Here is a 24,967-nt window from a genome sequence, read left to right as displayed (position 1 = left end):
CGCGCAGCCCGCTTTTACGCGTGCAGCGCCTCGAACAACGGCGCCCAGAACTCGCTGCTTTCGTATGCCGCGGCATCGCAGTCGGTGTCGAAGCGAATCGCGATCGCAGTCTCCGCGTCGGTCAGCGCGTCCGCATGCTCGAGCTGCCGCGCCAGCACGGCGGTGTCGGCATCGGAAGAATCGTTCCCGCGTGCTGCCCTTGCGGCCACGCGTGCGGCGAGCGTGGCCGGGCTCGCGGTGAAATCCAGAATCGCGATGCGCACGCCGCGCCGTGCGGCGAGCGACACGAATGCCGCGCGGTCGGCTTCGCGCAGGAACGTCGCATCGACGATCGCCGTGTAGCCGCTGTCGATGACGGTCGCGGCCGCTGCCAGCAGCCGTTCGTAGATCCGCTCGATCGCCGCGTCCGAATAGGCGCTGGCGGACAGGCGCGTTTCGTCCGGTACGCCCGCGCGCCGCTTGCGCTCGACGTCGCTGGACAGCCGGATCGCGCCGAGCCGCTCGGCCAGCGCGCGGCTGGCCAGCGATTTGCCAGAGCCCGACACGCCGTGACACAGGAGCAGCAGCGGTTGCGCGTCGCGGCGTGTGTCGGCCATCGCCGCTGCAATGCGCAGATAGCGGTCGCGCGCTGCATCGTCGCCCCGCAGTCGCGCGGTCAGGGCGCGCACCAGCGCGCGATAGACGAAATAGCACGGCACCACGCCGAGCGCCGCGTAGTCGCCGGTGCGCGCGAGCCACCCGGACAGCAAGCGGTGCGCGCAATCGTCCCGACCGTGTGCGGAGAAGTCCATCAGCGCGAACGCGAGATCGCTCGCCACGTCGATCCAGCGCAGCGCGTCGTCGAATTCGATGCAGTCGAACATCAGGATGCGGTTGCGCCAGCGCACGATGTTGTCGAGATGCAGATCGCCGTGGCATGCGCGCACGAAGCCCTGCGCGTGCCGCTCGGCGAGCAGCGGTGCGATGCGCGTCAGTTCCGCTTCGTACCAAGCGTGCAGCGCGGCTTCGCGCGGCAGCGCGACGTCGAGCGTATCGAGCAGCGGCCGGCACTGCGCGGTCACGCTCGCCGCGCTGCCGAAGTGGCTGCGCGGTGCGTTGCGCGGCGCGTGCAGATGATGGCCGGCCAGCGTGGCGGCGAGCGCATCGGCATCCACGAGGCCGGCGTCGTGCGCCGCGCTGCGAATCGACAGCATCGCGCGTGCGTCGAACCGGCGCATGCGTACGAGGTACTCGCCGGGCGTTGGCTGCCGTTGCCGGCGCGCGCCGGTCTGCACCGGCTCGCCGAATGCGCAGTGTCGGCCGCGCGCGACGAGCGGCCAGACGCCGAGGTACAGCGGGCCAGCGAGCGCGCGATTGAGCGTGTATTCCGCGAGCGCGCAGCGGCGCCGTTGCGCGGGCCGCACGAGATCGACGAACGCGAAGCGCACCGGCTTGATACGTTTGTACGCGTAGCGTCCGGCCAGATAGACGACGGACAGATGCGTTTCGATCCGCTCGATGCGGCCTGCGGGGTGCGGATAGGTTGCCGGGCGGCGCAATGCGCGATCGAACTGGATCGCCTTGCGTCGTGCGTTGGCGCGGCCCAGCGAGAACGATACGTGGCGCGTTCGGGACATGGTGAACGGAGCGGTCGGACGAGGCGCGTGTTCGTCGACGCCCCGCGGGTGGAATTCGCACGCAAGCCGCAGCGTGCGCCTGTTGGCCGGACGTCGCCGGATCGAGCGACATCGGGCGACCGGCGACGCGACCTCGCTATTGCAGCCGATCGGCGCGCGATCCGGCTTGATACGGGTCAACGCCGCCGTGCAGAGGCACGCTTGATGCAGGTCAACCGCATTCCGCGCGGCGGCAATACAGTCGGTGCCAGTAGTCGCGCAGCGATGCGCGAGCGTGCACGCCGGCGGCATGTGCGTTGCGTCACGGCCGCGGCCGTACGCGTTCACGCCGCGCGATCGTGTGCGGAATTCCTGGTCTGGAGAGGCGTTGGCGATGAAGCGATGGGGATTGGCGATCGGCATGCTGCTCGCGTTGGCCGCGTGTGCGGACACGGAGCAGGCGACCGCGTTCAGGAAGTCGGAGACGCAACTGCTGGCGGCGCGTCAGTCCGCCGCGGTGCAATGTTCGACGGCATCCGAATGCGACCGCGAGTGGGCTCGCGTGCGGCGCTACATCGAAACCCATTCGGCGACGCGGATCACGCGCGCGAGCGCCGACCGGATCGAAACGGCGCAGCCGCATCTGGCCGGCGAAGTCTATCTGTGGGCGTCGCGCACCGCAGCGGGCGACGGCGCGTCGGTGATCCGGCTCAAGGCGATGTGCAAAGGCATGTACGACAGCGCCGGCGGCCCCGGATGGCAATACGATGCATGCGCACGGAAAATTCTCGACATCGAGCGCGGCTTCCGCGCGGACGGGAATCTGCCGGGCTAACGCGCCGCGCTGCTGCCGATCGCTTCACGCTTCCAAACCGTTGACTTCGGTCAACGCCCGCCGGCGGCAAGCGCCGATGATGGAATTGCACCGAACGCCACAGGCGCGTCGGTTCTCCCAGCGAGGTCGGTATGTACAAGAACGTCATGGTCGCCGTGGACGGCAGTCCGTCTTCGAAACGGGCGCTCGACGAAGCGCTGAAGGTCGCTGCGTCGTGCGGCGCGCGCCTGTTCGCGGTGTTCGCCGTCGACAAGTCGATCCTGCTCGCGTACGGCGGGCGCATCGACCCCGACGCGCTGCTCGACGACGTGCGCCGCGACGGCACGGCCGTGCTGCACGACGCGGAACGCGCGATTTCGCATGCGGCCGTCAACGGCGACACGGAGCTCATCGAGACGGAACTCGGGCAGGACGTCGCCGAGCGGCTGCAACGCTATGTCGCCGAGCACGCGATCGACCTCGCGGTCATCGGCACGCACGGGCGACGCGGGGTCCGGCGATTGTTCCTCGGCAGCGTCGCCGAGCGCTTCCTGCGCGGCTCGAGTTGCCCGGTCCTGCTGCTGCGCAGCGACGATCCCGCGCCGGCCAAGACGGCCGCCTAGCGGCCGCGACGAACTGCGCGCTACCTGGTCAGGTCACCATCATGCAGATCTCGTTTCCATCCGAACATCCGACGTATTCCGGCCTCGATCCCGCGCTGATCTTCCCGGCGCTCGTCGAAGGCCGGCGTGTGCGCTGCGCGATCACCGCGGAAGCGCTGGAAGATCACTTTCGCGCGGCCTCGCCGCGCGAGCAGGATCTGGTCGACGCGTTCGCGCGCCATCGTCCCGCGATCGAGCGCGCCGCGCGCGCGCTGCTCGAGGAGATGGACGGGCGGCCGATCCTGCTGCACAGCGGCTATTTCAGGTTCTGCAGATGAGTGCCGGCCGCCGCCGTCGGCGCGCTTCGAGCGCGCGCGGCGGCGGGCCGGTACGTTGCGTTTCGAACGATCTTCGTCCCTTGCGCGGCAGCGTCGTCGCGCCATTCGATCTTCAGCGCGGCCGCGCCTGTCGGGACGCAAGCGCCGGCCGCACGTCAACCGTCTCAGGAGTTACGAACCATGAGCAATATGACCCGTTACGATCCGTTTTCGATCGAGCCCGTTTCCGACCTGTTCCATGGGCTGTTCAGGCCGTTGCGCGGCATGACGCTTGCCGACCAGCCCGACCTCGCGTCGATGAAGATCGACGTCACCGAGAACGACGGCGCGTACACGGTCAAGGCGGAGTTGCCCGGCGTGGCGAAGGACGACATCGACGTCCAGGTGACCGGCAATACCGTCTCGATCAACGCGAAGGTCGAACGCAACAAAGAACAGAAGGACGGCGAGCGCGTGATCCGGCGCGAACGCTATAGCGGCGCGATCAGCCGCTCGTTCTCGCTGGCCGCGGACATCGACGACGCGAATGCGACGGCGACGTACCAGGATGGCGTGCTGTCGCTGACGCTGCCGAAGAAGGCGCCGGTCGGGCAGAAGAAGCTCGCGATCAGCTGAGCGGAAGCGCGTGGCGGGCAAGCGCATCTGCGCATCGCCCGTCGCGAGCAACGAGAAACGATAAGCGGCGCACGGAGCGATCCGTGCGCCGTTTCGTTTCATTTTCGTTGCAGCGGCCGGCGCATGCGTCACCCGTGTGTCGCCGTGTTGCCGACGTGGAAGCCGACCGTCTGCGCGAGGATCGGCAACTCGTCCTCGTTCAGCCGCAGCGCGTCGGCGAGCGCACGGTGGTTGATCCAGCCGCGCACGACCGTCCCGAGGCCGGCCGACGCGCAATATAGCGACACATTCTGCGAGATGGCGCCGGCCGCGACTGCCGCGAACACGTCGCGTTGCTGCGGCGGCATGTCGAGTATCGCGGAAGTGCGCACGACATAGACGAGGTCGAGCGGCGCTCGGCCGACGAAGTCCTGATAGCCGGTCAGGTTGCGCGCATCGACCGCGTGCTTCAGCACGAGGCGGTGCGCGGGCACGTCGTAGCGATAGACGCCGTACGGCAGCGCGACGTACACGTCGATTTCATTGAACGCGTGCGCGGACGGCGCCGTGCGGCCGCCGCTCGCCGGACGGTTGATCCCGTTCGCGGCCCACAGCATCGTGCCGAGCGTCGCGGGCGGCAGCGGCGCGGCCGCGAATTCGCGGGAACTCATCCGGGTGGCGAGCGCCGCCATCAGCGGCACGTCGTTGTCGAGCATCGGGCTCGGCAGATCGACGATCTCCGGCGACTCGCCGTGCGCAGGGGCCGGCAGTGCAGCGGGCGCCGGCGAGTAGGCCAATCGTTGCGGTTCGGTCATACGAGTCTCCTTCAGGCTTGGATGCGCGTGCCTGGAACGGTGCGCATCTTCGATTTCACGATACGGCGGCGGGGCGGCACCGCATTGACCTCCGTCAACCGACGCGCCGGCCCGGCGCACGAAGCCGCGCGACGCATCCGTTGACCTGCGTCAGCGAGCCGCCGCCGCGCGTGTGCAAATCTGGCTGAGTGCGGCGAACAGGCGCGCCGCGGCTCACAGGAGAGCAACGATGAAAACCGACAAGCAGTTGAAGCAGGACGTCCAGGACGAACTGGAGTCCGACCCGGCGATCGATGCGACACGTATCGGCGTCGAAGTGGCCGACCGGATCGTGACGCTTTCGGGGCATCCGCCGAGCTATGCGGAGAAGCTGGCGATCGAACGCGCGGCGAACCGTGTGGCCGGCGTGAAGGCGCTCGTCGTCGACATGACCGTGCACCTGCTGGACGACGACGTGCGCACCGACGAGGACATCGCGAAGGCGGTGCGGTCGGTGTTGCACTGGACGGTCGGGGTGCACGACGACGCGATCAAGGTGCAGGTCGAGCGCGGCTGGATCACGCTGTCAGGCACCGTCGACTGGGCGTACCAGAGTCATCTGGCCGTGCGGGCGATCTCGCAGATGCGCAGCGTGACGGGCGTGACAGACCACATCGTGGTGCTGGGCACGGTCGGCGCGGACGACATCAGCGGCAACATCAAGCGCGCGATCATGCGCCACGCGGAGCGCGAGGCGAAGCACATCACGATCGACGTGCACGACGGTACCGTGCGGCTGTCCGGCAAGGTCGGCTCGTTTTCCGAGCGCAAGGCCGTGCGCGGTGCTGCGTGGTCGGCGCGCGGCGTGCGTGCGGTCGTCGACGATCTGGTGGTCGAGTGACGGGCGTGCTGGTGAGAGGGGGCTCGAGGCGAGGGTACGTTACGTCGGGTGGGGATGCTTCGGGGCGGGAGGCTTTCGCTGCGGAATATCCATCATCATCGAATCGCATTGGATGAATGGCTCTTGCGAGCCGATGGTTGCGGAAGACACGCTGAGCGCACGAGCGCGGGGCGGCAATCGGCAGGCTGCGCGCGCACCGCGCCGATTGCCATGTCGGATCATGTGTATGAGGCTGGACTGGACCAAACGGACAGCGCCAGATCGTCTGACTCTGTTCGGCCAACATGCGACGCTCGGCCGAGGTTTCGCTCAGACATTCGAGCGGCAGCAGCAGCCGGCAAGCGGATCACTCTCCTGTATCATCAGCACGCACACAAATTCATCCATCTCCGAAGCTGGCGTCGGGACCCTTTTTGCCATGCAGCCAATCACCAAACTGAATCCATACTGGGCGCGATTGGAGATCGACCTTGGTGATACATCGGGAATCATTGTGCCCAAGGGGCGAAATGAGGCGGAGTATTTTGAAGGTCTTCGCGCGAGTATCAGAAGACACGCGACAGCGGCGGAGTGGGTTTCCGCTACCGTTGTAGCGCCCGGCTTCAAGCACCGTGAGCTTGGCTCCAAAGTTGCGGGCTATCTTCTCGCGAGGGACGCGGGATATTGGCTAGTTTTCGAGCCCGAAGAAGGTGAGTATTACTGTTTCTGGGGAACCGATCCCGATGACCTTGGTGCATACGGCGTTTGTGGAAACCCGCTTTATTGTTGGTGGGAATAAGAAGCCGAGGGCTTCGTTCCCCCGATTTGCATGCGGCGGCGATCGGCCGAGGCCGTGTCAAAACGCGAAATTACCCGTTTTTCGGGTGCCGCTTTACCCTTCCCGAAGTGCCGCGAGGCCGATACAGAGCATTCTGGCGGGTCGCTTTCTCCATTGGCCGGCCCCGGCACACGTTTTTACACAGCCTCGGCCAAGAGGGGACATTCGATGCGACCGAGCTGAATCGTTGACAAACCCCCTTCAACGACCAGCTACCGCACATCTGTTTATGTCCCGCTCATCTCGTCCATCCGACCTAATTGTGAACTTGTCCCTAACTGCGCAACGATCAGACGGTTCCCTGAAGGAGGTCATTTCAGGCTATCACCCGATCTACCAGGTGCGCGCTGACTACTGGTCATCTGCATATCACGAATTCGTGGGCGGCACGGGCGTCCGCACCGGGCAGCAATGTAAGGCGGAGGTTTGGCTTTTATCACCTGAGGCATACCCACACAGGTTTTAGCTAGGTCGACGCGTTGAAGTAACTGAAGGTTCAGAGTGGTGGACCGGCCCGTCGATTGTCGACAATCTATGATTGAGTTTTGGTTATTTTTTGATTTCAGCATGAGTCTTCGATTGAACCAACTGCTGTCGTTGTTGAGTGCTGGTGCGTTCCTTCTAGTTTCGCCGTCGGGTCATGCGGCCAGCTTTGATTGCACCAAAGCAACTTCCATCACCGAGAAAACGATTTGCGCCAACGACAAGTTATCAAAACTGGATAGCAAGCTTTCAGTCGCCTGGAACGATGCGTCGGACGTTGCCATTGCCCCGGCCGCCATACAGGCATCCCAATTGAAATGGCTAAAGTTTCGGGATGCATGTGGTGCAGATACTTCGTGTCTGAGTGCGCGCTACAACGAGCGATTGGCTGCACTGGTGGGCGCTCAGTCCACAGTGTATGTGGATCAGGCAGGTAATCGCCTGGAAGCATTGATAGAGGAAAGTCGGGGGCGGTCAACTGCCGCCGAAGGAAAGAGATGCACTGTCGACAAACGCCTCTGTGTTCAAGTCGTGCATGAAGATGCCGACTCTCCGCCACTAATACAGATCGACAGTTGGGGGGCAAACCCCTCCACCTATCGCTTAACGTTGTCTGATATACCGGACGCTCCTCAAAACATAAACGTCACACTATGGCCTCACGTGTTGCGACTCGTCGATGACAATGGCGTCATTCTGGTAGGCGTGATGGTGAACGTCTCCACTGCGTACTCAGGCGGTGGCGGTGATGCGTCGGAATTGCGATTGTTTGAAGTAGGCGGGGAAAGGTCTACGCTCCATGAGCATGAAGTGTTGTCCGTCCCCATTGCAGGATCGTTGTTGATTCGCGCCTGTTTTACCGACCAAGACGCGCGCCGCCGGCTTGGTGCGTGCCATGACGATTACCAATTCACCGCAACGCTCGGACTAGATCAGTCCGTCAAATCTGGTTTTCCGCGCCTGATCTACCAAACGCGAGCCACAAGTTTTCCCGGCAAAGTTTCGCGCAATAAGGATTCTCTAGCTGGGCCGCCGCTGCGCAAGCGGGATCTCGTCACCGCCGTGGACCAACAGTGTACCTATAAGCGCATCTTCCATTTCAAGGCCGACCAGAGCATCTATATGCCAGAGCATCCATTGCCGGATTGCAGCAACTACACTGTTCCTTGACCGTGGATGTTTGGCGAGGTGCATCTAGTGTCCTGTTCCGTTGTTAGCCGATCTATGTTCGCGTAGGACGTTGGCGTCAACGGAACGGGAGACATCGGCATGCCCATGGGGCGACCGAAAGCGGAACTGGTACTGAGCGAAGACGAACGCTCGCAGTTGATGTCGATAGCACGTTCTCGTTCGATTTCGGCTGCTGGTCGCGCGGGCGCACGCGGCTGACGGCGAACCGAACAGCGCAATCGCACAACGCCTGCAACTCACGCGCGCCACGGTGGGCAAGTGGCGTCTGCGGTTTCTGGAGCAGCGAATCAACGGACTTTATGACGAAGTTCGTCCCGGCAAACCGCGCACGGTAGACGACGAGCAGCTGGCTCAACTGATTCACATGACCCTGCATACGAAGCCGGCAGATGGATCCACTCACTGGAGCGTGCGCATGATCATCGGCCATTCAATGCCGTAAAGCCCCACCCCTTGGCCGAATCAACCGACCGGCTCCCTGGTGCCGCTTAGGTCAAATCTCGGGAGAGCCCGATCGAGTCACACTTCCCAGATCCCATGCGACCCATGAGACGCCCGCCGCACGACGTATGCACGCAGCGGTCCCGACGGCGACACCATACATGCCATGCGTACGACCTTCGGTCACGCAAATCCACCATTAACCCGCACGATTTGCGAATTGATCCACGCTCCGTCCCGACCCACGAGGAACGAGACCGCATTGGCGATATCTACCGGTTGTCCAAGTCGTTCCAGCGGCGCCATTTTCGCGAGCATCGCCACCTGTTCTTCGGTTTTGCCGTCGAAAAACAGTTCGGTTGCGACGGGGCCAGGCGCGATCGCATTGACCGTGATGTTGCGTCCGCGTAGTTCGTTGGCGAGCACGTGGACCAGGCCTTCGACGGCCGCCTTCGAGGCGATATACGGCCCATAGCCCGGCGACGCCTTGGCGATTGCGCTGGTGGACAAGGCTACGATGCGCCCACCATCGCCCAACACCTCGGCGGCTTTGGCGAGTACCAGAAAGGTGCCACGCACGTTGATGGACATCATGCGATCGAACGCTGCCGCGTTGCCGGTCTCGATCTTCGCCATGCTCATTACGCCGGCATTGCTGATGACTGCATCGAGTCGGCCGAAGGCCTGTTGCGCCGCCGAGAACAGGCGCGCGACATCGTCCGCGTCGGACACGTCGCCCTGTACTGCAATGGCCGTGCCGCCGCGCGCCTTGATTGCCGCGACTGTCGCGTCGGCCTGAGCACGGTTGCCGGCATAACCTGCCGCGACGGCGAAGCCGTCGTCGGCGAGCCGCAGCGCGATCTCCTTGCCGATGCCGCGAGATGCGCCCGTCACGATAGCGGCGCGATCGGGTTGCGTCCTCATGCTTTCATCTCCTCGCGTGTTGCGACGGGCGGCGGCAAGATCAGGTCTTCCAGGCCCATCCTGCGCAAAAACGCGACCTGCTTCTCGTGATGAACCGCATCGATTGCTTCGGTACCCTTGCGCTGGCCATCGACGGTTACGCGCAATGGCCGCTGGCCGTGCGGCATCGCCAATACATCGAGCGCCGCCGTACCGACCGCCGATACATCGAGCGCGCCGCCGTTCCCCGCATCGATGGAAGCGAGCTTCTCGCCGAGACCCGCGATTCGCTGTGCCAGCGGGCCGTATTGCCGCTCGATGGTGGAATACGCAGGCGAACCCGCATCGGAGAAATGTTCGGTGCCTGAAGTAAAGGCGCCGGGGACGAGGATCACGCTGTCGATGCCCGACGGCCGCACTTCCATCGCCATGATCTCGGCGAGAGCATCGCCCGCCGCCTTGCTCGCGGTATACGGCCCGAGGAACGGCTCGTGCAGGCGCGACGTGGTGCTGCCCACGTACATCAACAGACCGCGGCCTTGCCGACGCATCGCGGGCAGCGCCGCGCGATCCACTCGCAGCCACGACAGCGCGTTGGTATCGATGATCTGCGCGGCCTGTTCCACCGAGAATGCTTCCGTCAGGCCCACCATCAACATGCCGGCGTTGTTCACGACCACGTCGATGCGTCCCTGCTGCGCGAGGATGAAATCGACGGCGGCACGGCAGGCCGTCTCCGACAGCACGTCCAGTTCGAGCACGTCGAGCGCGAGCGATTCCCGTCGTGCGAGCTGCTGCAGCGCGTCGCTGCGTTCGCGATCTTTCTCTTGCGGATCGCGCATGCTCGCATAGACCCTATGTCCTCCGCGTGCAAGCGAGAGCGCGATCGCCCGTCCGATGCCGGAGCCTGCGCCCGTTACCAGCACCACCTGATTCGTTTCGTATGTCATCGTCCGGCTCCTCGATCAGATGCGCGTGCGGATAAGCACCTTGCCGCGCGTATGACCCGTCGCGAGCTTCTCGAGCGCGGCGCGCGTGTCTTCCAGCGGGAAGATCGAATCGATGACGATCTGCAACTGCCCCGCCCGGAACTGCCTGACCGCTTCGGGAAGCGAAGGCGTCGCGCTTCTGAAGAACACCGCCTCACCGATACGCCCGTTTCGCGACTCGATGCCGAACTCCACCAGCGTCGCGATGCGGCCGCCCTCGCGCAACACCGCCCACGACTTCTCCAGCGTCTCGCCGCCGATCGGGTCGAGCACCAGATCGATATTGCGCATCTGTACAAAGTCCTGCGTGCGGTAGTCGATCACTTCGTCCGCGCCGAGGCTCTTCACCAGTTCGATATTGCCTGCCGATGCCGTGGCAATCACATACGCGCCCGCCAGGTGCGCCTGCTGCACGGCCATGCTGCCGACGCCACCGGCTGCCGCATGGATCAGCACGCGCTGTCCCCGTTGCAGGCGCCCTGAATCGAACAGCGCCTGACGCGCTGTGCCGAATGTGGTCGGCAGCGACGCCGCCTGCTCAAAACTCATTCCGGCAGGAATCGCGCACAGCTCGGCGGCCGCGATCACCAGCTGCTGCGCGAATGCGCCGCCCGCACTCGGCGCGCTGCGGCCGAATACGCGGTCACCCGGCTGCAGATGCGTGACATGCTCGCCGATCGCCTCGACCATGCCGCTGAAATCGGTGCCCGGCGTGTAGGGAAGGGCGACGGGGAAAACCTGCTGCATGTAGCCTGCGACGATCTTCAGGTCCAGCGGATTTGCGGCCGCCGCTTCGATGCGGACGATGGCCTCATCGGGCCGCATGTCCCGCAGTGCGGTCTCGCCGATGCTGACGACATCGGGATGGCCGAAGGTGGTGATGACTGCTGCTTTCATGGTTTGCTTGAGGGCGATGCTCACGGGTCCCGTCCAGGTTTCAGAGGTTCGAGATTTCGGAACGAGGCAGCTCAGGCTTGCGTCGGAAACTGGCCGAGTTGAAGGAACAGGCCGAACCAGTCCTCCATGTGCCACGTGGTGGTTACGCGCTGACCGTCCAGCGCGTGGAATTCGTGCAGGCGGAAGCTGACCTGCTTGCCGGTCGGGGCGATTCCGAACAGTTCGCCGCGATGCGTGCCGGTAATTTCCGCGCGCACCGCGATCTGCCCCGGCACCTGGACCATGTCGTGAATGACGATGCGCACGTCGGGGAAGGCCTGCGCAAAACTGCCAATGATCGGCTTGATGCCGGCCGGCCCAGGACCCTGGCCCGGCGCAAGCGGAATATCTTCCCAGTCAGGGGCGAGCACCGTGTCGACAAGGTCGGGGTCGTTGTCGCTGAATGCGCGGTACAGCGTTTCCACGGCCACGCGTTCGATGCGCAGGCGCTCGGAGAGTTGGGAGTCGATGGCGGTCATGGTTGTGCTCTCGTGGTGGCGTCGTCGTGACGTTGCGGTTGGAGGTGACGAGAGTGTGCGCCGCCGGTAGAATCCATCCAACAAATAACAGATATAAATGATTATTTGATTTATGGATTTTCATGGCATCGATCTGAATCTGCTGGCCGCCTTCGACGTCTTGATGAGCGAGCGCAACGTCACCCGGGCGGCGGCACTGGTCGGCGTGAGTCAGCCGGCGATGAGCGCGGCTCTGTCGCGGCTGCGTACCCTGCTCGGCGATCCGCTGTTTCTGCGCAGCGCGGATGGCCTGCTGCCCACGCCGCGCGCGCGCGAACTGGCCGAGCCCATTTCGCAGGCGCTACGGCAGATCGAAGCCACCCTGGTGAAGCAGCCGGAGTTCGTGCCGGGCAAGGCGGTGCTCGCGTTCAACCTGGGGTTGTCGGACTACCCGGCGTTCGTGCTTCTGCCCGCGCTCCTGGAAGCGCTCGGCGAGCAGGCGCCCGGCATCGCGATCAACGTGCATGCGTTCAACGACCGCGACGATGCAGTGGACATGCTCGATGCAGGCGAGATCGATGCGGCCATCGGCGTACCGCCTACGCAGCCGGTTGGCCGAATCCTCACTCGTCCGATCCTGCGCGACGAGTTCGTGACGATCGTCGCGAGTCATCATCCGGCGGCGCGGCGCGGAATGAGCATGAAGTCTTATCTGTCGCTGCCGCATGCGCTTGTGTCGCCGGAAGGGCAACGGCACGGGCTGGTGGATGAGGCGCTGGCGCAACAGGGCATGCAGCGCACGCTCGCGCTGACGCTACCGCAGATGTTCGCCGTGCCGGCGGTCGTCGCGCGCACGGCGATGACCGCGACGGTCCTGAAACGGGTCGCGCTCAATTCGCCCGCAGGCGGCAAGCTGGTGTTGTTTCCGCCGCCTATGCCGCTGCCGGATATCGTCTTTCACGTGATGTGGCATCGGCGTAGCGAAGGCAATCCGGCGCAGCAATGGTTGAGAGCGCTCATCGAGTCGGTGGCGCAAGCGCTATGAAGCGGTGCGGCGAAAGCGAGCGGGAACAAGCCCGAGTGACCGCCGCTGGCCTTCACTCTTGGACCATCCGAAGCCCAATCGGGCGCCTCAGTGCGCCGCCGCGATCACACCGAGGTGGATCGGCTTTGACGTGCCAGTAGGTCAATGCGTTTCGAGGTCGCGCTCGTCGACCTCGGACGCCGTCACGACTCGATTGCGCCCTGTCGCCTTCGCCATGTAAAGCGCCGCGTCGGCCCGCGCCAGGGCGCCCGCCAGCGTATCGCCGGGCGTGACGCATTCGACCCCCGCGCTGAACGTGCAGCGCACGCCTTCGTTTGGCGATCGTTCGACCGCAAGCCGCAGTTCGTTCGTCAACGCCGCTGCGTCGGTCATGCCCGCGTCCACGAACACGATCGCGAACTCCTCTCCACCCAGACGCCCGAAAAGGTCGCACGATCGCAGCCGCGCGGACACCACCGACGTGACATGTCTGAGGATTCGGTCGCCGACCGCATGGCCAAAGCCGTCGTTGACGGCCTTGAACTTGTCGATGTCCAGAATGGCGATCGACAGCAGCTTGCCCTTTTCCGGCGCTTCGCGAAGCAGGACGCTCGCCCTCGCCATGAACGCACGCCGCATGAGTACGCCGGTCAGTTCGTCGATACTCGCGAACTGTTCCATCTTTCGGACGAGCCGATCGTGCGCGAGCATCACCATGCCGGTCGACATGCACGGCAACGTGACGATCGCAAGCCCGAGAAACAGGACATTCCAGGGCGACGGTTGCGGAAAGGCCATGTGCGGCATGCCGAAGGCGGCCGCGACGGCTCGCGTGACGTGGAACAACGCACCCAGATAAGCGGCGGCGGCGACGAAGCGATAGGGGTAGCGCGCTCCATCACGCGGCGCGTGACGCAGCGCCAACGTACCCACGGCGATCCGTGCATAGGCGAGGAGGCTCGATGTGAGCGCGACCTTCGCGTCGATGTTCGGCGACACGCACGTGAAGTACACCAACGCAACGCAGACGATGGCGAACGCCGCCGACTCTACGTGCCACGCCGGATCCTTACCGAAAAACTGACGCATCCCCTGCACGAGCAGCAGCACCGCCGCGAGCGTGATGAGCGACGCGCCGAGGGTCGCGATCTGTCCTGGCTGAGCGCCTGCGATGAACACCCACGACGATGCAGCGGTAAGCAGCGCGTGAGCGACGCACCAGCGGCCTATACCCGGCACCGCAGTCCGGAGCAGCGAACCAAGGACGGCGACGCTCATCAGGCAAGACAGGATCACGATACCTATCAGAGCGAGCGGGGTGAGCATGAGATCGGGGTAGGTGACAAGAGAAGGACGCAGCAGGATAAACGAGACGGCACTCGACGAATGAAAGTCATACGAAAACGAATCGACTCGATGGCACCGCTGCGGCGGCGAGTGCGCATCGTATCGCATGTGCGGGTCTGGAAAGTATGCATGGATCATGCGCGGGCATTGCCATCGCTGGAGTGGCGTTCCCTGTCCGAGGCAGAATCAGGCATCGCGCGATCCGGTTTTTAGCAGCCTTCGAGTGATCGCTTGCGCTCGAGTCGAACGGCGGCGCCGGGTCGATCGCGGCCCGTGACGAAGTGACGACCAGGCAATCCCGGACCCGATCTCCCGCTGACCGAGCGATCGAGTCTTGCGTTACGTACATCATGCTCGACGCAGCCGACACCTCCAGCACCCCTAACGCGCCTTCCGCGCCGCCCGCTTGCGCATCGCGCGTTTCTTCTTGCACGCGCGCGCATGCCCCTCTGTTCGCTGAACGTGCCGGGCAACCGCATCGGTGACGGTCGGAAAGAAGCTCGCGGTGCCGAACACGTCGAACAGCCCGTAAGCGCGCAGCCGATCCTTCACCGGCCCCTTCATCTCCGCGAAATCGAGTTCGATGCGTTGCTCCGCCAGTTCGGCGTGCAGCGCGACGAGGCGGTCGGCGGCGCTCACGTCGATGTCGGTAACCGGCTCGGCGGCCACCACGATGCGCGTGACCGGGCTCGCCGAGCGCGCGATCGCGGCGTGCAGGTGTTCGCAGAAGATCTCGACGTTCGCGTAGAACAGCGGCGCATCCCAGCGGAACAGCACGAGCCCCGGCGTCTGCGCCGCGTCGGGATGCCGGCCGACGTCGTGATAGCCGCGCACACCGGTCAGTCGCCCGAGCACCGCATCGTACGGGTGCCACGCGCGCCACACGAACGACAGCAGCGACAGCCCGCTCGCGAGCAGAATGCCCGGCACGACGCCGATCGCGATCACGCCGGCAAAGCACAGCACCGAGATCAGACATTCGCCGCGGCGCATCCGGTACAGCCGCACGACGCTGCGGAAGTCGGCGATCCCGCATGCCGCGTAGATCACCACGGCGGCCAGCGCGGTGCGCGGCACGTACGTGAGCAGCGTCGGCGCGGCGAGCAGCAGGATCGCGATGCACGCCGCCGCGACGACGTTCGTCAACTGGCTTTGCGCGCCCGCGGCGATCGCGACCGGCGTGCGCGACGCGCTGCTGCTGACCGCGCAGCCCTGCGTCACGCCGGCCAGCAGGTTGGCCGCGCCGAGCGCGATCAGCTCCTGGTTGCGGTCCGGCGTGTCGCCCGCGCGGGCGGACAGCGCACGCGACAGCATGCTGATGTCGGCAAACGACACCAGCGCGACGGCGAACGCGCCGGACGCCAGTGCGCCGAGGTCGGCGAGCGACACGGCCGGAAGGCGCGGCGCGGGAATGCCGCCCGGCAGCGCGCCGATCGTCGCGACGCCGGGCAGCGGCCACAGCCTCGTCGCGATCGTCGCGCCGATCACGGCGAGCAGCACGCCGGGCCAGCGCGGCAGCGCGCGCTTCATCAGGAAAATGGCTGCCAGCACACCTGCGCCGAGCACGCCCGCGGCGACGGAAAACCGGCCATCGACGAGCGCATGCGCGATGTGCTGCACGCCGGCGAAGACGTCGCCGCCCGACGTTTGCATGCCGAGCAGCTCCGGCAAGCGGCCGATCGCGAGCGCGACGGCGATGCCGTTCAGGTAGCCGTACTGGATCGGGCGCGACAGCAGATCGGTGACGAAGCCGAGACCGAGCGCACCGAGCAGGATGCAGATCGTCCCGGCCGACAGCGCCAGCGCGCCGGCCAGCGCGATCGCGCGCTGCGGATCGTGAGCGGCGAGCGGCGTGATCGCGCTGGCGATCAGCGCGGCCAGCGCGGAATCCGGCCCCAGCACGAGGATGCGGCTCGGGCCGAACAATGCATACGCGAGCAGCGCGGCGATCGACGCGTAGAGCCCTGTGATGGCGGGCAGGCCGGCCGCCTGCGCGTAGCTCATGCCGACCGGCAGCAGCACGGCCGACAGCGCGAGGCCCGCGTACAGGTCGCGCGACAGCCACGCACGCTGGTAGTTGGTGAGCAGTGCGATGCCGGGGAGCATGCGCGCGACGCGCGCGGACCAAGGCCGGTTCATCGCGGGTTCGACGGGCAGGGATGGGCGTGCAATGGGATACGTGCTCCGACGGGCAGTCGCATCAGCGCGACGCGGCCCGCACCGCGCAGCGGAGCCGGCGCCAGCTTCCGCGCGTAGGTCGACGCGTGCGCGCACGCACGTGGCGCGCGGCGCCATCGCGCGGGTCGTGGAGGCCGCGGCGCGGCAGCGTGAAGCGCGGCATCACGTCGCCTCGAGCACCGACTGCCGCAGCGCCTGCGCGAAGCGCGCCAGCGTCGCGATCGAACCCGTCACGCTTTCGTAGCGCTCGCGCCCGATCTGTCCGTCGAGCGTCACGAGCATGCCGGCGTCGCGCGCGAGCGCGACGAGCGCGGCCGTGTCGAGCGCAGCCGCGCGCGTGTCGGCCTGCATCGCAGAATCGGAACGATAGTCGGCGTATGACATGGCGTCTCTCCTGGTTGCCGTGCGAGCGGGGTGCCGGGCGGCCGGTATCCTTGAATTCAGTATCGGCGCCGCGCGTGCGCGATTCAATCAGCGCGCCCCGAAGTCGCGGTAGGAATCGTGCCCGGCGCGTCGGCCGATTCCTACACGGCCCGCGGCTTCGGCGCAGCCCTGCGCCGCACCGCGCGTGTCGGCCTGCGCTGCGCGTACCAGTTGCCGATCGCATGCCAGATCTCGGGCGCAGTCTCGCAGTAGGTGAACAGCTCGAGATCGCGGCGATCGATCATGCCTTCGTCGGCGAGGAACGGCAAATCGACCGCGCGACGCCAGTACGCCTCGCCGACGAGAATCACCGGCAGCGGCGCGATCTTGCGCGTCTGCAGCAGCGTGAGCACCTCGAACAGCTCGTCGAACGTGCCGTAGCCGCCCGGGAAGAACACCGCGGCCTTCGCACGTTCGAGCAGGTGCAGCTTGCGGATCGCGAAATAGTGGAAGCTGAAGCAGAGCGACGGCGTGATGTACGGATTCGGCCGCTGCTCGCGCGGCAGCTCGATATTGAAGCCGATGCTCGGCGCGCCGCGCTCGTAGGCACCGCGATTGGCGGCTTCCATGATGCCGGGGCCGCCGCCGGTGACGACCGCGAGCCGCGCGCTGCGCGCGCACCGGTCCGCATGGGCGACGATGCGTCCGAACTCGCGGGCGACGCGGTAGTACGCGCTGTGTTCGACGAGCCGGCTGGCGGCCGTCACCGCGCGGCGCCGGATGGTGTCGTGCGGGTGCGCCGCGAGCAGCCGGTTGGCCTCGTCGAGCCGCGCGTTCGCGACCGACGGCGCGACGATGCGCGTGCTGCCGTAGATCACGACCGCATGGCCGATGCGCTCCATCTGCAGCCGCTCCTCGGCCTTCCAGTAGTCGAATTGCAGCCTGATGCCGCGCATGCCGGCGCCTTGCAGCAGCGTCGCGTCTTCGTCCACGGGCGTACGCGCCGCGCGCTTCGTGATGCGCCGGACCTGGCGCGCGATGCCGAGCCGATCGTCGTGGCCGACCAGCGCGCCGGGGCGCCGGCATGCGCGTTTGCCGCGCGCCTTCGCGGCAGGCCGGTCGCGCGGCGTGCGGCGCGCGGTCTTGCTCTGCACGGCAGCGGCGGACCCGCGTTTGAGCGGGGGTTTGACTACGGTCGACATGAGCGGAAGGGCAATGCGAAGGTCACTGGCTCAGCACCCATTGCACGAGCCGATGCGCGTCGTCCGCGGACAACGGGCCGCCGCGATCGATCGCCGACGGCATCGGCGTGTCGCCCCAATGCGCGCGGCCGCCGACGCGCAGCTTGCGTTCGAGTTCGGCGGCGGCGTGCGGATCGTCGCGGTAGCGCTCGGCGATCGCATGGAACGATGGCCCGAGGAACGCCATGTCGCCCGTGTGGCAGAACATGCAGTGCTGCGCTTCGACCAGCTCGGTCGGCTCGGGCACGGCCGTCTGCGCGGCGGCCAGGCCGGCCGTCGCGGCGAACACGCACAACGCTGCGCTACGCAGGAGTTTCATCTGGTTGTCCTTGCAGGAATCAGGAGATCACTTCGTCGAGCGGGCGGCGCGGTGAACGCGGCGCCTGCGGGCCGCGCCCGACGCGCAGCAGCAACTGCGGCTCGCCGTGCAGCCCGAGCATGTGGCACAGGTGCGCGCGCAAAGCGGGCGTCTCGATCGGCTGGTTCAGGTACGACGCCGTGTAGCCGGCGCGCGTCGCGACCAGCAGAATCCGCTCGAGCGCCTGTCCCGCAGCGAGCCACGCGTCGCGGTCGTCGCGCGCGGTCGCGATGCAGACGATCAACGGAGACGCGTCGACGAGCTGGTGATGCAGCGCGGCGAGGCCGTTGCCGATATCGAAGGTCCGCACCGCCATCGTGACGACCGGCGCGGCGAAGTCGAGCAAGGTCGGTACGCCCGCGGCGAAGGCCGGCATCCCGTCGGTATGCCGGCGCGGATCGATCCAGCTCGCCAGCTCGCGGCGAAAGCGCGGATCGGCGAACTGCTGACGGTCGGCTTCGGCGACCAGCTCGGCCACTCGGGCGCGATTCGCGAGCGCATCGATGCACGCGACCTCGGCGCCTTCCGCGACGCCGGCCGTGATCAGCGCTTGCTGCAGATCGTCGGGCACTGCGCTCGATTCGAACGGTGCACGCGTCGTCACGCGCTCGGGGATCGCATCGAACAGCGCGCCGAGCGCGGCGTCCGAATAGCCGTCGTCGCAGACGCGCACGAGCGCCAGCAGATCGGGATCGACTTCCGACGGAAACGTCGTGATCGTGTGCGCGAGGCCGGCGTGGTCGAGCGCGACGCGCAGATTGAGCAGCGCCGCGCCGCAACTGATGATCAGCTCGCGGTCGAACGGATCGACCACCGGCAACGCACGCATGCGATCGGCGCACACCGAGATCGTCGCGCCGTTGACGACGAAGCGCCACGGCTGCGAGTTGTGGCTCGACGGGGCCAGCACCGCATAGGCCAGCAGCGCCTTCAGCTGGTCTTCGGGATGGGCGCTCGCGGCAAGGGGGGGAACGGATATCATTCGGTCATCTCCAACGCGTCGCTCGGGCGGCGTCACGCCACTTCATCGTGTCAGGAACGGCCGGGTGCCCGTTGACCCACGTCAAGCGCGCGTCACCGCGCCGTGCAGACCGGCTGCGCTGCGATTAGCGTTGCAACACGAAGCGCGCGAAAGCGATTCGCGCGAAGGAGAAAAGCATGCTTGCGATGATGTTCGACGGCACGACGCCCACGCTGCGCGAGGCGCGCGTGCCCGACCCGGTGCCCGCAGCCGGCCAGTTGCTGATCGACGTCCACGCGTGCGGCGTATGCCGGACCGATCTGCATGTGGTCGACGGCGAGCTCGCGCATCCGAAGCGGCCGCTGATTCCCGGGCACGAGATCGTCGGCACGGTGCGCGCGCTGGGCGCGGGCGTCACGGGCTTCGCCGTCGGCGATCGCGTGGGCGTGCCCTGGCTCGGCGCGACGTGCGGACACTGCGCGTATTGCGCGTCCAGCCGCGAAAACCTGTGCGACAGCCCCGGCTTCACCGGCTATACGATCGACGGCGGCTATGCGGAACGCACCGTGGCCGACCATCGGTATTGCGTGCATCTGCCGCGGCGCTATTCCGACCTCGAAGCCGCGCCGCTGCTCTGCGCGGGGCTGATCGGCTACCGCACGCTGCGCATGGCCGGCAACGCGCAGCGCATCGGCATCTACGGCTTCGGGGCGGCCGCCCATCTGGTCGCGCAGGTCGCGTTTTTCGAAGGACGCAAGGTGTTCGCGTTGACGCGCCCCGGCGATGCCGCAGCGCAGCAGCTCGCGCTGTCGCTCGGCGCGGTGTGGGCCGGCGGCAGCGACGAAATGCCGCCCGAGCCGCTCGATGCCGCGCTGATCTTCGCGCCGGTCGGCGCGCTTGTGCCGGCAGCACTGCGCGCGGTGGACAAGGGTGGGATCGTCGTGTGCGGCGGCATTCACATGAGCGACATCCCCAGCTTTCCGTACGCGTGGCTGTGGGGCGAGCGCCGGATCGCGTCGGTGGCGAACCTCACGCGTGCGGATGCGGTGGAATTCATGCGGCTCGCCGACGCGATGCCGCTGCGCGTCGAGGCCGTGCGCTATGCATTGACCGATGCGAACCGCGCGCTCGACGATCTGCGCGCCGGCCGCGTGTCGGGCGCGGCCGTGCTCGGGATGGGCGGGTGAGCGGTTGAGTGGCCGAATGGGCCGAATGGGCTGAGTGGGCCGATTGGTTGAACGGCGCCGCGCGCGCCGTTTCGGTCCGCTCCGAGTGGTTCGGCGCCGTTGGGATCCTCGTGGATCCGTTTGGCGCCGCGCGCTCAGATTTGCCCGAGGCCTTCCGAATCGACGATCCGGATCTGCTTGCCTTGCGCGGCGACGAGCCCCTTGTGCTGGAACTTCGACAGCATGCGGCTGACGGTCTCGAGCTTCATCCCGAGATATTCGCCGATCTCGTCGCGCGTCATCCGCAGCACGAATTCGGCGGCCGAGTAGCCGCGCGCCTTGAAGCGGGCCGACAGGTTCAGCAGGAACGCGGCCACGCGCTGTTCGGCGCTCATCGTGCCGAGCAGCAGCATCTGCGACGATTCGCGGACGATTTCGCCGCTCATCATCTGGTACAGGTGGTGCTGCATCGGCCGGACTTCGCGGCACATCTGCTCGAGCTGGCCGAACGGGATGATGCAGACCGTGCTGTCTTCGAGCGCGATCGCGTCGCCGTTGTGCTGCCCTGCGTGGAGGCCGTCGAGCCCCAGCGATTCGCCGACGATCTGGAAGCCGGTGATCTGCTCGTCGCCGTCGCGATGCATGACGATCGTCTTGAACGACCCGGTTCTCACCGCATAGATGCTGTTGAACGCGTCGCCGGCGCGGAACAGCGTCTCGCCGCGCTTGACGTTGCGCGTCGTGCAGATCATCGCGTCGATGCGTGCGAATTCTTCGGTCGACAGGTCGGCCGGCATGCATACGGTGCGCAATGCGCACGACGAGCAGCGGGACGTGGCGCGCTTCGGCTGGTCGGCAGGCTCGACGCGGTGCAGCGGGATGAACGGGCGGGACGGCAGGTTCGTCGCAACATTCGCAATGGTTTGCATGATCGGCTCCAGTTGGGGGCAGCGTCGGCCCGCCATCGGGCGGACTCGCGCTGACCGTTGTACCGGCGGCCTTGGTTTCTGCCGCCTTCCTGTGGGGACGCCCCGCTGACGCGTCCGGCGCGCCGGGAGACCGCTACGCCGGTCTCCTCGATGCCGCCCATGCTCCGCGAGGCACATTCAGTGTTTTTGTTGGAATGGAGTATGGATGTTGCGCGACGTCAAGGAAATCAGCCGGAATTGAAGTTGCGGTAGGCAAGATGGAAGCCGTGTAGGGCGTTTCCTACACGCGCGCGGCGCGTTGCCGCGCGGGTCGCCGCCGCGGCGTCGGGAGCGGCGCCGTGGCGGAAGGCGGGCGCCGGCGCGGGCGGCCGGCGCCGCCTGTCAGAGTTCGTCGGGGTCGTCGAACAGCTTGTGGCGCATCGCGTAGCGCACGAGCGCCGTGTCGTTCGCCATCTGCATCTTCTCGAGGATCCGCATCTTGTAGGTGCTGACGGTCTTCACGCTGACGTTGAGCGCGTGCGCGATTTCGGAAATCGACTCGCCGGTCGTCACGCGCCGGAACACGTCGAATTCGCGGTCCGACAGGCGCTGGTGCGGCAGCAGATCGGTCGGCTCGTTCAGGCTCTGTGCGAACTGCTCGGCCATCGTCAGGCTCACGTAGACGCCGCCGGCCGCGATCTTGGTCAGCGCCGCGACCAGTTCGGCGCTCGCGCTTTCCTTCGTCATGTAGCCGGCCGCGCCCGCGCGGAACGCGCGCACCGCGTATTGCTGCTCCGCGTGCATCGTCAGCACCAGGATATGCAGCGCCGGCTTCTCGTCCTTGATCTGCTTGATGAGTTCGACGCCGTTGCGGCCGGGCATCGACAGGTCGAGCACGAGCACGTCCGCGTCGCGGTCCCGCACCAGCGCGATCGTCGACGCGCTGTCCCGCGCTTCGCCGACCACCTCGAAGTCGCTGGCGTTCTTCAGGATGTGCCGCAGGCCGTCCCTGACGAGGGCGTGGTCGTCGGCGATGAGTACCGTGATCATGTCGGCGCGTCCTCCTGCCGGATATCGTTTGCGGCCGGCGCCGCCGGCCGCGTTCGCGCCGTGCGCGGCAGCCGCCGCATTGACCGGGCGTCGGGTGCATCGCCCGGCTGCGAAGTGCCGATGTGGACAATTTCGCGCCGTTCATCCGAAGCAAGACTCACGAACCGGCGGCGTGATGCGGCCCCGGATCGCGGCCCGACAGGCGGTAACACGGAAGCACGCGTGCCGCCTCCCGATACGGCAGCGCCGAGGCGGCACGTGCTTGGAAGATGGCGCGCTGCGAGCGTCCGCGGCGCGGCCGTCGCGGCACGTCGGGCGGGCCGGGCACCGGGCGTAACCGGTCCGGCCCTGAAGGCGCGGGGATTCACTGTCATTGCCGTTCATCCTGACGGAGCGGGTCGTCGGCGGGCTGGCGGCGCGTGGCACGATACGCGCCACCGTCCGGAACTGCGATGTCGTCGGAATTATGCGCGTCACGGTGACGTTCGCCAATCGGGACCGACGGATACGGGCGCCGCCGTATCTGCTTGACCGGCGTCAATCGCGCGCCGCCGGCCGCGATCAGACTGGCTTCACGAATCCATCGAATCCGCATGACGGCAGGGAGGCACCATGTATCGAAGAATTTTCGCGGCGCTCGACGGCAGCCGCGGCTCGCGGCTCGCGCTCGACGAGGCGATTTCGCTCGCGCGCGAGTCGGGCGGCCTCGTCATCGCGATGTGTGTGGTGTCGGATGCGCCGCGGCTGACCGACGTCGACAGCGGCTATGTCGAGCAGCGCGACCCGGCCGGGCTGGATGCGGACAAGGCCGCGATCGCGGTCGCGGACGCCGAAACGGCGTTTCAGCTGTCCGGCGTGCGCGGCATCGCGCAAACGGTCGAAGCGAACGGCCAGGACGTCTCGGACGTGTTGGCGCGCGCGGCCGCCGAATGCGATGCGGATCTGATCGTGATGGGCACGCACGGCCGCCGCGGCGTGCGCCGCGCGGTGCTCGGCAGCGTCGCGGAAGCGCTGCTGCGCGAGGCGGACCGGCCGGTGCTGGTCGTCCGGGAAGGGCCGGGCGCGGGCGCCGGCATGCTGTGACGGCGACGTTTCGTCAAAGGAGAGACGGGCGGCCAGCAGACGGCCGCCCGATAAACCCGCTCAGTGGGACAGCAGAACCGGCACCGTCATCGTCTCGAGGATCGTGCGCGTCGCGCCGCCGAGCACGCGCTCGTGCATGCGCGTATGGCTGTACAGGCCCATCACGAGCAGATCCGCATGCAGATCGGTCGCGCGGTTCAGCAGCGTCGCGCCGACGCCGACCGACGGTTCGCGCGGCGTCGTCGAGAACGACGCGCGCACGCCGTGCCGTTCGAGATAGGCGGCGACGTCCACGCCGGCGGGCGTCTCGTCGGTAGCGGGCTGCCCGTGGCTGACGGTCTCGACGTTGACGAAGCGCGCGCGGGCGAGCAGCGGCACGGCGTCGGCCACGGCGCGCGCGGCTTCGCGCCCGCCGTCCCAGCCGATCAGCACGTTCTCGCCGAGCGTGCGCACGTCGCCCGCGTAAGGCACGACGATCGCGGGGCGCCCGCTGCCCATCACCACATCCTCGACGAAATTACGCGCGACATAGGTCAGACGATCGTCCGGATCGACCTGGCCGAGGACCAGCAGATCGGCGTGGCGCGCATGCAGGATCGCGGCTTCCGTCGCGTTGCCGGTCGGCGCCTGCCATTCGACGCTGCGCCCGGCGCGTTCGGCGGCCGTCAGAAAGCGCTGCTCGGCTTCCTTGCGGCGCTCCTCGCACAGGCGCTCGTAGACGGCCAGCTTCAGCGGCTCGTCGGGCCGCCGCAGCGGCTCGAACAGATCCTGGCAGACGACGTAGAGCCCAATCAGATGCGCGTTCCAGCGTCCCGCGAGTTCGAGCGCGAGGTCGACGCGCGTCGCGCAGCGCGCGCTATCGTCGAGATGGACGAGCAGGGTCTTGTAGCTCATGACGGCTCCTTTTCGGTCGATGCGGTGGCGGTTTCGGCCGGGTGGTTCGACATGCAACCGGCCGGAATCATCAGAACCGGGGTTTTCGCGTGGCGCAGCACGCGCTCGGCGACGCTGCCCAGCACGAGCCGGCGAAAGCCGCGCCGGCCGTGCGTGCCGAGCACGATCAGATCGGCGCCGATCTCGCCGGCGACCGTCACGATCCGCTGCGGGATGTCGTCGCCCTCGGGCGCGACGTTCGAGATCTGCGGCGTGCCGGCCACGTTGCGCGCCTTCATGCGCCGGGCTGCGTCGTCGGTGACGCGCAGTCCTTCTTCACGGAACGCGTCGACCAGGATCGACGGATCGTAGCCGTAGGTGTCGTACGCGGGCACCAGGAAATCGACGACGTAGACCGGCGTCAGCCGCGCACCCGTTTGCGCCGCGAGATCCAGGGCGGCGTCGAGCGCGCGGGACGACGTGTCGCTGCCGTCGAGCGCAACCAGGATGTTCGAGTACATGGCGTTTTCCTTGAACGGAGATCGATGCAATCATCATC

Annotated in this window: 26 protein-coding genes and 1 pseudogene; 11 read left to right on the top strand and 16 right to left on the bottom strand. The window is 66.7% G+C overall.

Features of this window, described 5'->3' with window-relative positions:
- Positions 1 to 14: 14 nt before the first annotated feature.
- Positions 15 to 1,616, bottom strand: coding sequence for a bifunctional aminoglycoside phosphotransferase/ATP-binding protein (locus MYA_RS27325; RefSeq protein WP_041494459.1), 1,602 nt, complete (start codon positions 1,614 to 1,616; stop codon positions 15 to 17).
- Between the two features lie 373 nt (positions 1,617 to 1,989).
- Here MYA_RS27325 and MYA_RS27320 point away from each other — a divergent pair, with 373 nt between their 5' ends.
- The 4 genes from MYA_RS27320 (at position 1,990) to MYA_RS27305 (ending at position 3,964) form a co-directional block, all read left to right on the top strand.
- Positions 1,990 to 2,430, top strand: a complete 441-nt coding sequence (locus MYA_RS27320; protein ID WP_014726048.1) for a hypothetical protein — start codon at positions 1,990 to 1,992, stop codon at positions 2,428 to 2,430.
- A 131-nt stretch (positions 2,431 to 2,561) separates the two neighbouring features.
- The gene (locus MYA_RS27315) at positions 2,562 to 3,032 is read left to right on the top strand and encodes a universal stress protein (protein ID WP_011880410.1); all 471 of its coding nucleotides are present in this window, start codon (positions 2,562 to 2,564) and stop codon (positions 3,030 to 3,032) included.
- Between the two features lie 41 nt (positions 3,033 to 3,073).
- Positions 3,074 to 3,349, top strand: a complete 276-nt coding sequence (locus MYA_RS27310) for a DUF1488 domain-containing protein (protein WP_014726047.1) — start codon at positions 3,074 to 3,076, stop codon at positions 3,347 to 3,349.
- A gap of 180 nt (positions 3,350 to 3,529) precedes the next feature.
- On the top strand, positions 3,530 to 3,964 hold the full coding sequence (locus MYA_RS27305) for an Hsp20/alpha crystallin family protein (RefSeq protein ID WP_014726046.1): 435 nt from the start codon (positions 3,530 to 3,532) through the stop codon (positions 3,962 to 3,964).
- Between the two features lie 128 nt (positions 3,965 to 4,092).
- Here MYA_RS27305 and MYA_RS27300 read toward each other — a convergent pair whose 3' ends face one another.
- The gene (locus tag MYA_RS27300; protein WP_014726045.1) at positions 4,093 to 4,758 is read right to left on the bottom strand and encodes a nitroreductase family protein; all 666 of its coding nucleotides are present in this window, start codon (positions 4,756 to 4,758) and stop codon (positions 4,093 to 4,095) included.
- Between the two features lie 229 nt (positions 4,759 to 4,987).
- Here MYA_RS27300 and MYA_RS27295 point away from each other — a divergent pair, with 229 nt between their 5' ends.
- From MYA_RS27295 to MYA_RS30530, 4 genes and pseudogenes are all read left to right on the top strand, one after another.
- On the top strand, positions 4,988 to 5,638 hold the full coding sequence (locus MYA_RS27295; RefSeq protein ID WP_014726044.1) for a BON domain-containing protein: 651 nt from the start codon (positions 4,988 to 4,990) through the stop codon (positions 5,636 to 5,638).
- Positions 5,639 to 5,864: 226 nt separating this feature from the next.
- Positions 5,865 to 6,416, top strand: a complete 552-nt coding sequence (locus MYA_RS31575) for a hypothetical protein (protein WP_139164697.1) — start codon at positions 5,865 to 5,867, stop codon at positions 6,414 to 6,416.
- Positions 6,417 to 7,034: 618 nt separating this feature from the next.
- On the top strand, positions 7,035 to 8,108 hold the full coding sequence (locus MYA_RS31570; RefSeq protein ID WP_158333104.1) for a lysozyme inhibitor LprI family protein: 1,074 nt from the start codon (positions 7,035 to 7,037) through the stop codon (positions 8,106 to 8,108).
- A 99-nt stretch (positions 8,109 to 8,207) separates the two neighbouring features.
- Positions 8,208 to 8,550: pseudogene (locus MYA_RS30530) on the top strand (helix-turn-helix domain-containing protein); the annotation flags it as partial.
- Between the two features lie 203 nt (positions 8,551 to 8,753).
- Here the strand turns inward: MYA_RS30530 and MYA_RS27285 are convergent.
- The 4 genes from MYA_RS27285 to MYA_RS27270 are packed head-to-tail and all read right to left on the bottom strand — an operon-like array spanning position 8,754 to position 11,877.
- A complete protein-coding gene (locus tag MYA_RS27285) occupies positions 8,754 to 9,494 on the bottom strand; it encodes an SDR family oxidoreductase (protein WP_014726043.1) in 741 nt (246 codons plus the stop codon).
- On the bottom strand, positions 9,491 to 10,423 hold the full coding sequence (locus tag MYA_RS27280; protein WP_014726042.1) for an SDR family NAD(P)-dependent oxidoreductase: 933 nt from the start codon (positions 10,421 to 10,423) through the stop codon (positions 9,491 to 9,493). The genes MYA_RS27285 and MYA_RS27280 overlap by 4 nt, the downstream gene beginning before the upstream one ends.
- 15 nt (positions 10,424 to 10,438) lie before the next feature.
- Complete coding sequence (locus tag MYA_RS27275) at positions 10,439 to 11,383, bottom strand: NADP-dependent oxidoreductase (RefSeq protein WP_014726041.1); 945 nt, start codon at positions 11,381 to 11,383, stop codon at positions 10,439 to 10,441.
- Between the two features lie 47 nt (positions 11,384 to 11,430).
- Positions 11,431 to 11,877 (bottom strand): ester cyclase, encoded by a 447-nt coding sequence (locus MYA_RS27270; RefSeq protein WP_014726040.1) that lies wholly within the window; start codon positions 11,875 to 11,877, stop codon positions 11,431 to 11,433.
- A 112-nt stretch (positions 11,878 to 11,989) separates the two neighbouring features.
- On the opposite strand from MYA_RS27270, the gene MYA_RS27265 reads away from it, so the two are divergent.
- A complete protein-coding gene (locus MYA_RS27265; protein WP_014726039.1) occupies positions 11,990 to 12,901 on the top strand; it encodes a LysR family transcriptional regulator in 912 nt (303 codons plus the stop codon).
- Positions 12,902 to 13,042: 141 nt separating this feature from the next.
- Here MYA_RS27265 and MYA_RS27260 read toward each other — a convergent pair whose 3' ends face one another.
- The 6 genes from MYA_RS27260 to MYA_RS27235 all read right to left on the bottom strand — a co-directional run bounded on the left by MYA_RS27260 (position 13,043) and on the right by MYA_RS27235 (position 19,349).
- Positions 13,043 to 14,206 carry a GGDEF domain-containing protein gene (locus MYA_RS27260; protein ID WP_041494385.1) on the bottom strand — a complete coding sequence of 388 codons (1,164 nt, stop codon included), beginning with the start codon at positions 14,204 to 14,206 and terminating at the stop codon, positions 13,043 to 13,045.
- 402 nt (positions 14,207 to 14,608) lie between these two features.
- Positions 14,609 to 16,366 (bottom strand): SulP family inorganic anion transporter, encoded by a 1,758-nt coding sequence (locus tag MYA_RS27255; protein ID WP_014726036.1) that lies wholly within the window; start codon positions 16,364 to 16,366, stop codon positions 14,609 to 14,611.
- A gap of 201 nt (positions 16,367 to 16,567) precedes the next feature.
- Positions 16,568 to 16,789, bottom strand: a complete 222-nt coding sequence (locus tag MYA_RS27250; protein ID WP_011880401.1) for a hypothetical protein — start codon at positions 16,787 to 16,789, stop codon at positions 16,568 to 16,570.
- A gap of 140 nt (positions 16,790 to 16,929) precedes the next feature.
- Positions 16,930 to 17,970 (bottom strand): TIGR00730 family Rossman fold protein, encoded by a 1,041-nt coding sequence (locus MYA_RS27245; RefSeq protein ID WP_139164702.1) that lies wholly within the window; start codon positions 17,968 to 17,970, stop codon positions 16,930 to 16,932.
- A gap of 22 nt (positions 17,971 to 17,992) precedes the next feature.
- The gene (locus MYA_RS27240) at positions 17,993 to 18,328 is read right to left on the bottom strand and encodes a c-type cytochrome (protein ID WP_014726033.1); all 336 of its coding nucleotides are present in this window, start codon (positions 18,326 to 18,328) and stop codon (positions 17,993 to 17,995) included.
- A gap of 19 nt (positions 18,329 to 18,347) precedes the next feature.
- Positions 18,348 to 19,349 (bottom strand): Acg family FMN-binding oxidoreductase, encoded by a 1,002-nt coding sequence (locus MYA_RS27235; protein WP_014726032.1) that lies wholly within the window; start codon positions 19,347 to 19,349, stop codon positions 18,348 to 18,350.
- Between the two features lie 176 nt (positions 19,350 to 19,525).
- Here MYA_RS27235 and MYA_RS27230 point away from each other — a divergent pair, with 176 nt between their 5' ends.
- A complete protein-coding gene (locus tag MYA_RS27230) occupies positions 19,526 to 20,515 on the top strand; it encodes a zinc-dependent alcohol dehydrogenase family protein (RefSeq protein ID WP_014726031.1) in 990 nt (329 codons plus the stop codon).
- A 134-nt stretch (positions 20,516 to 20,649) separates the two neighbouring features.
- Here the strand turns inward: MYA_RS27230 and fnr are convergent, their stop codons facing one another.
- Both fnr and MYA_RS27220 read right to left on the bottom strand, forming a co-directional pair.
- A complete protein-coding gene (gene fnr, locus MYA_RS27225) occupies positions 20,650 to 21,423 on the bottom strand; it encodes a fumarate/nitrate reduction transcriptional regulator Fnr (RefSeq protein ID WP_014726030.1) in 774 nt (257 codons plus the stop codon).
- Positions 21,424 to 21,804: 381 nt separating this feature from the next.
- A complete protein-coding gene (locus MYA_RS27220; RefSeq protein ID WP_014726029.1) occupies positions 21,805 to 22,452 on the bottom strand; it encodes a response regulator in 648 nt (215 codons plus the stop codon).
- A gap of 612 nt (positions 22,453 to 23,064) precedes the next feature.
- Between MYA_RS27220 and MYA_RS27210 the strand changes: the two genes are divergently transcribed.
- A complete protein-coding gene (locus MYA_RS27210) occupies positions 23,065 to 23,535 on the top strand; it encodes a universal stress protein (RefSeq protein WP_014726027.1) in 471 nt (156 codons plus the stop codon).
- A gap of 60 nt (positions 23,536 to 23,595) precedes the next feature.
- On the opposite strand, the gene MYA_RS27205 is transcribed toward MYA_RS27210, so the two are convergent.
- Complete coding sequence (locus MYA_RS27205) at positions 23,596 to 24,429, bottom strand: universal stress protein (protein WP_014726026.1); 834 nt, start codon at positions 24,427 to 24,429, stop codon at positions 23,596 to 23,598.
- Complete coding sequence (locus MYA_RS27200; protein WP_011880392.1) at positions 24,426 to 24,929, bottom strand: universal stress protein; 504 nt, start codon at positions 24,927 to 24,929, stop codon at positions 24,426 to 24,428. Before MYA_RS27200 ends, MYA_RS27205 begins: the two co-directional genes overlap by 4 nt.
- Between the last annotated feature and the right edge of the window lie 38 nt (positions 24,930 to 24,967).

Origin of the sequence: Burkholderia sp. KJ006 (assembly GCF_000262695.1) — a bacterium.
Classification (GTDB): domain Bacteria; phylum Pseudomonadota; class Gammaproteobacteria; order Burkholderiales; family Burkholderiaceae; genus Burkholderia; species Burkholderia vietnamiensis.
The sequence above is the reverse complement of the archived record's forward strand: the minus strand, read 5'-3'. Positions and strand labels throughout refer to the sequence as shown.

Bases quoted from the DNA above. Each gene is read 5' to 3' on its own strand.
- MYA_RS27320 (WP_014726048.1), top strand. From the start codon at position 1,990: ATGAAGCGATGGGGATTGGCGATCGGCATGCTGCTCGCGTTGGCCGCG.
- MYA_RS27210 (WP_014726027.1), top strand. From the start codon at position 23,065: ATGTATCGAAGAATTTTCGCGGCGCTCGACGGCAGCCGCGGCTCGCGG.
- MYA_RS27260 (WP_041494385.1), bottom strand. From the start codon at position 14,206: ATGCTCACCCCGCTCGCTCTGATAGGTATCGTGATCCTGTCTTGCCTG.
- MYA_RS31575 (WP_139164697.1), top strand. From the start codon at position 5,865: ATGAGGCTGGACTGGACCAAACGGACAGCGCCAGATCGTCTGACTCTG.
- MYA_RS27305 (WP_014726046.1), top strand. From the start codon at position 3,530: ATGAGCAATATGACCCGTTACGATCCGTTTTCGATCGAGCCCGTTTCC.
- MYA_RS27295 (WP_014726044.1), top strand. From the start codon at position 4,988: ATGAAAACCGACAAGCAGTTGAAGCAGGACGTCCAGGACGAACTGGAG.
- MYA_RS27245 (WP_139164702.1), bottom strand. From the start codon at position 17,970: ATGTCGACCGTAGTCAAACCCCCGCTCAAACGCGGGTCCGCCGCTGCC.
- MYA_RS27270 (WP_014726040.1), bottom strand. From the start codon at position 11,877: ATGACCGCCATCGACTCCCAACTCTCCGAGCGCCTGCGCATCGAACGC.
- MYA_RS27310 (WP_014726047.1), top strand. From the start codon at position 3,074: ATGCAGATCTCGTTTCCATCCGAACATCCGACGTATTCCGGCCTCGAT.
- MYA_RS27235 (WP_014726032.1), bottom strand. From the start codon at position 19,349: ATGATATCCGTTCCCCCCCTTGCCGCGAGCGCCCATCCCGAAGACCAG.
- MYA_RS27230 (WP_014726031.1), top strand. From the start codon at position 19,526: ATGCTTGCGATGATGTTCGACGGCACGACGCCCACGCTGCGCGAGGCG.
- MYA_RS27325 (WP_041494459.1), bottom strand. From the start codon at position 1,616: ATGTCCCGAACGCGCCACGTATCGTTCTCGCTGGGCCGCGCCAACGCA.
- MYA_RS27220 (WP_014726029.1), bottom strand. From the start codon at position 22,452: ATGATCACGGTACTCATCGCCGACGACCACGCCCTCGTCAGGGACGGC.
- MYA_RS27300 (WP_014726045.1), bottom strand. From the start codon at position 4,758: ATGACCGAACCGCAACGATTGGCCTACTCGCCGGCGCCCGCTGCACTG.
- MYA_RS27250 (WP_011880401.1), bottom strand. From the start codon at position 16,789: ATGTCATACGCCGACTATCGTTCCGATTCTGCGATGCAGGCCGACACG.
- fnr (WP_014726030.1), bottom strand. From the start codon at position 21,423: ATGCAAACCATTGCGAATGTTGCGACGAACCTGCCGTCCCGCCCGTTC.
- MYA_RS27200 (WP_011880392.1), bottom strand. From the start codon at position 24,929: ATGTACTCGAACATCCTGGTTGCGCTCGACGGCAGCGACACGTCGTCC.
- MYA_RS27285 (WP_014726043.1), bottom strand. From the start codon at position 9,494: ATGAGGACGCAACCCGATCGCGCCGCTATCGTGACGGGCGCATCTCGC.
- MYA_RS27205 (WP_014726026.1), bottom strand. From the start codon at position 24,429: ATGAGCTACAAGACCCTGCTCGTCCATCTCGACGATAGCGCGCGCTGC.
- MYA_RS27315 (WP_011880410.1), top strand. From the start codon at position 2,562: ATGTACAAGAACGTCATGGTCGCCGTGGACGGCAGTCCGTCTTCGAAA.
- MYA_RS27255 (WP_014726036.1), bottom strand. From the start codon at position 16,366: ATGAACCGGCCTTGGTCCGCGCGCGTCGCGCGCATGCTCCCCGGCATC.
- MYA_RS27280 (WP_014726042.1), bottom strand. From the start codon at position 10,423: ATGACATACGAAACGAATCAGGTGGTGCTGGTAACGGGCGCAGGCTCC.
- MYA_RS27240 (WP_014726033.1), bottom strand. From the start codon at position 18,328: ATGAAACTCCTGCGTAGCGCAGCGTTGTGCGTGTTCGCCGCGACGGCC.
- MYA_RS27265 (WP_014726039.1), top strand. From the start codon at position 11,990: ATGGATTTTCATGGCATCGATCTGAATCTGCTGGCCGCCTTCGACGTC.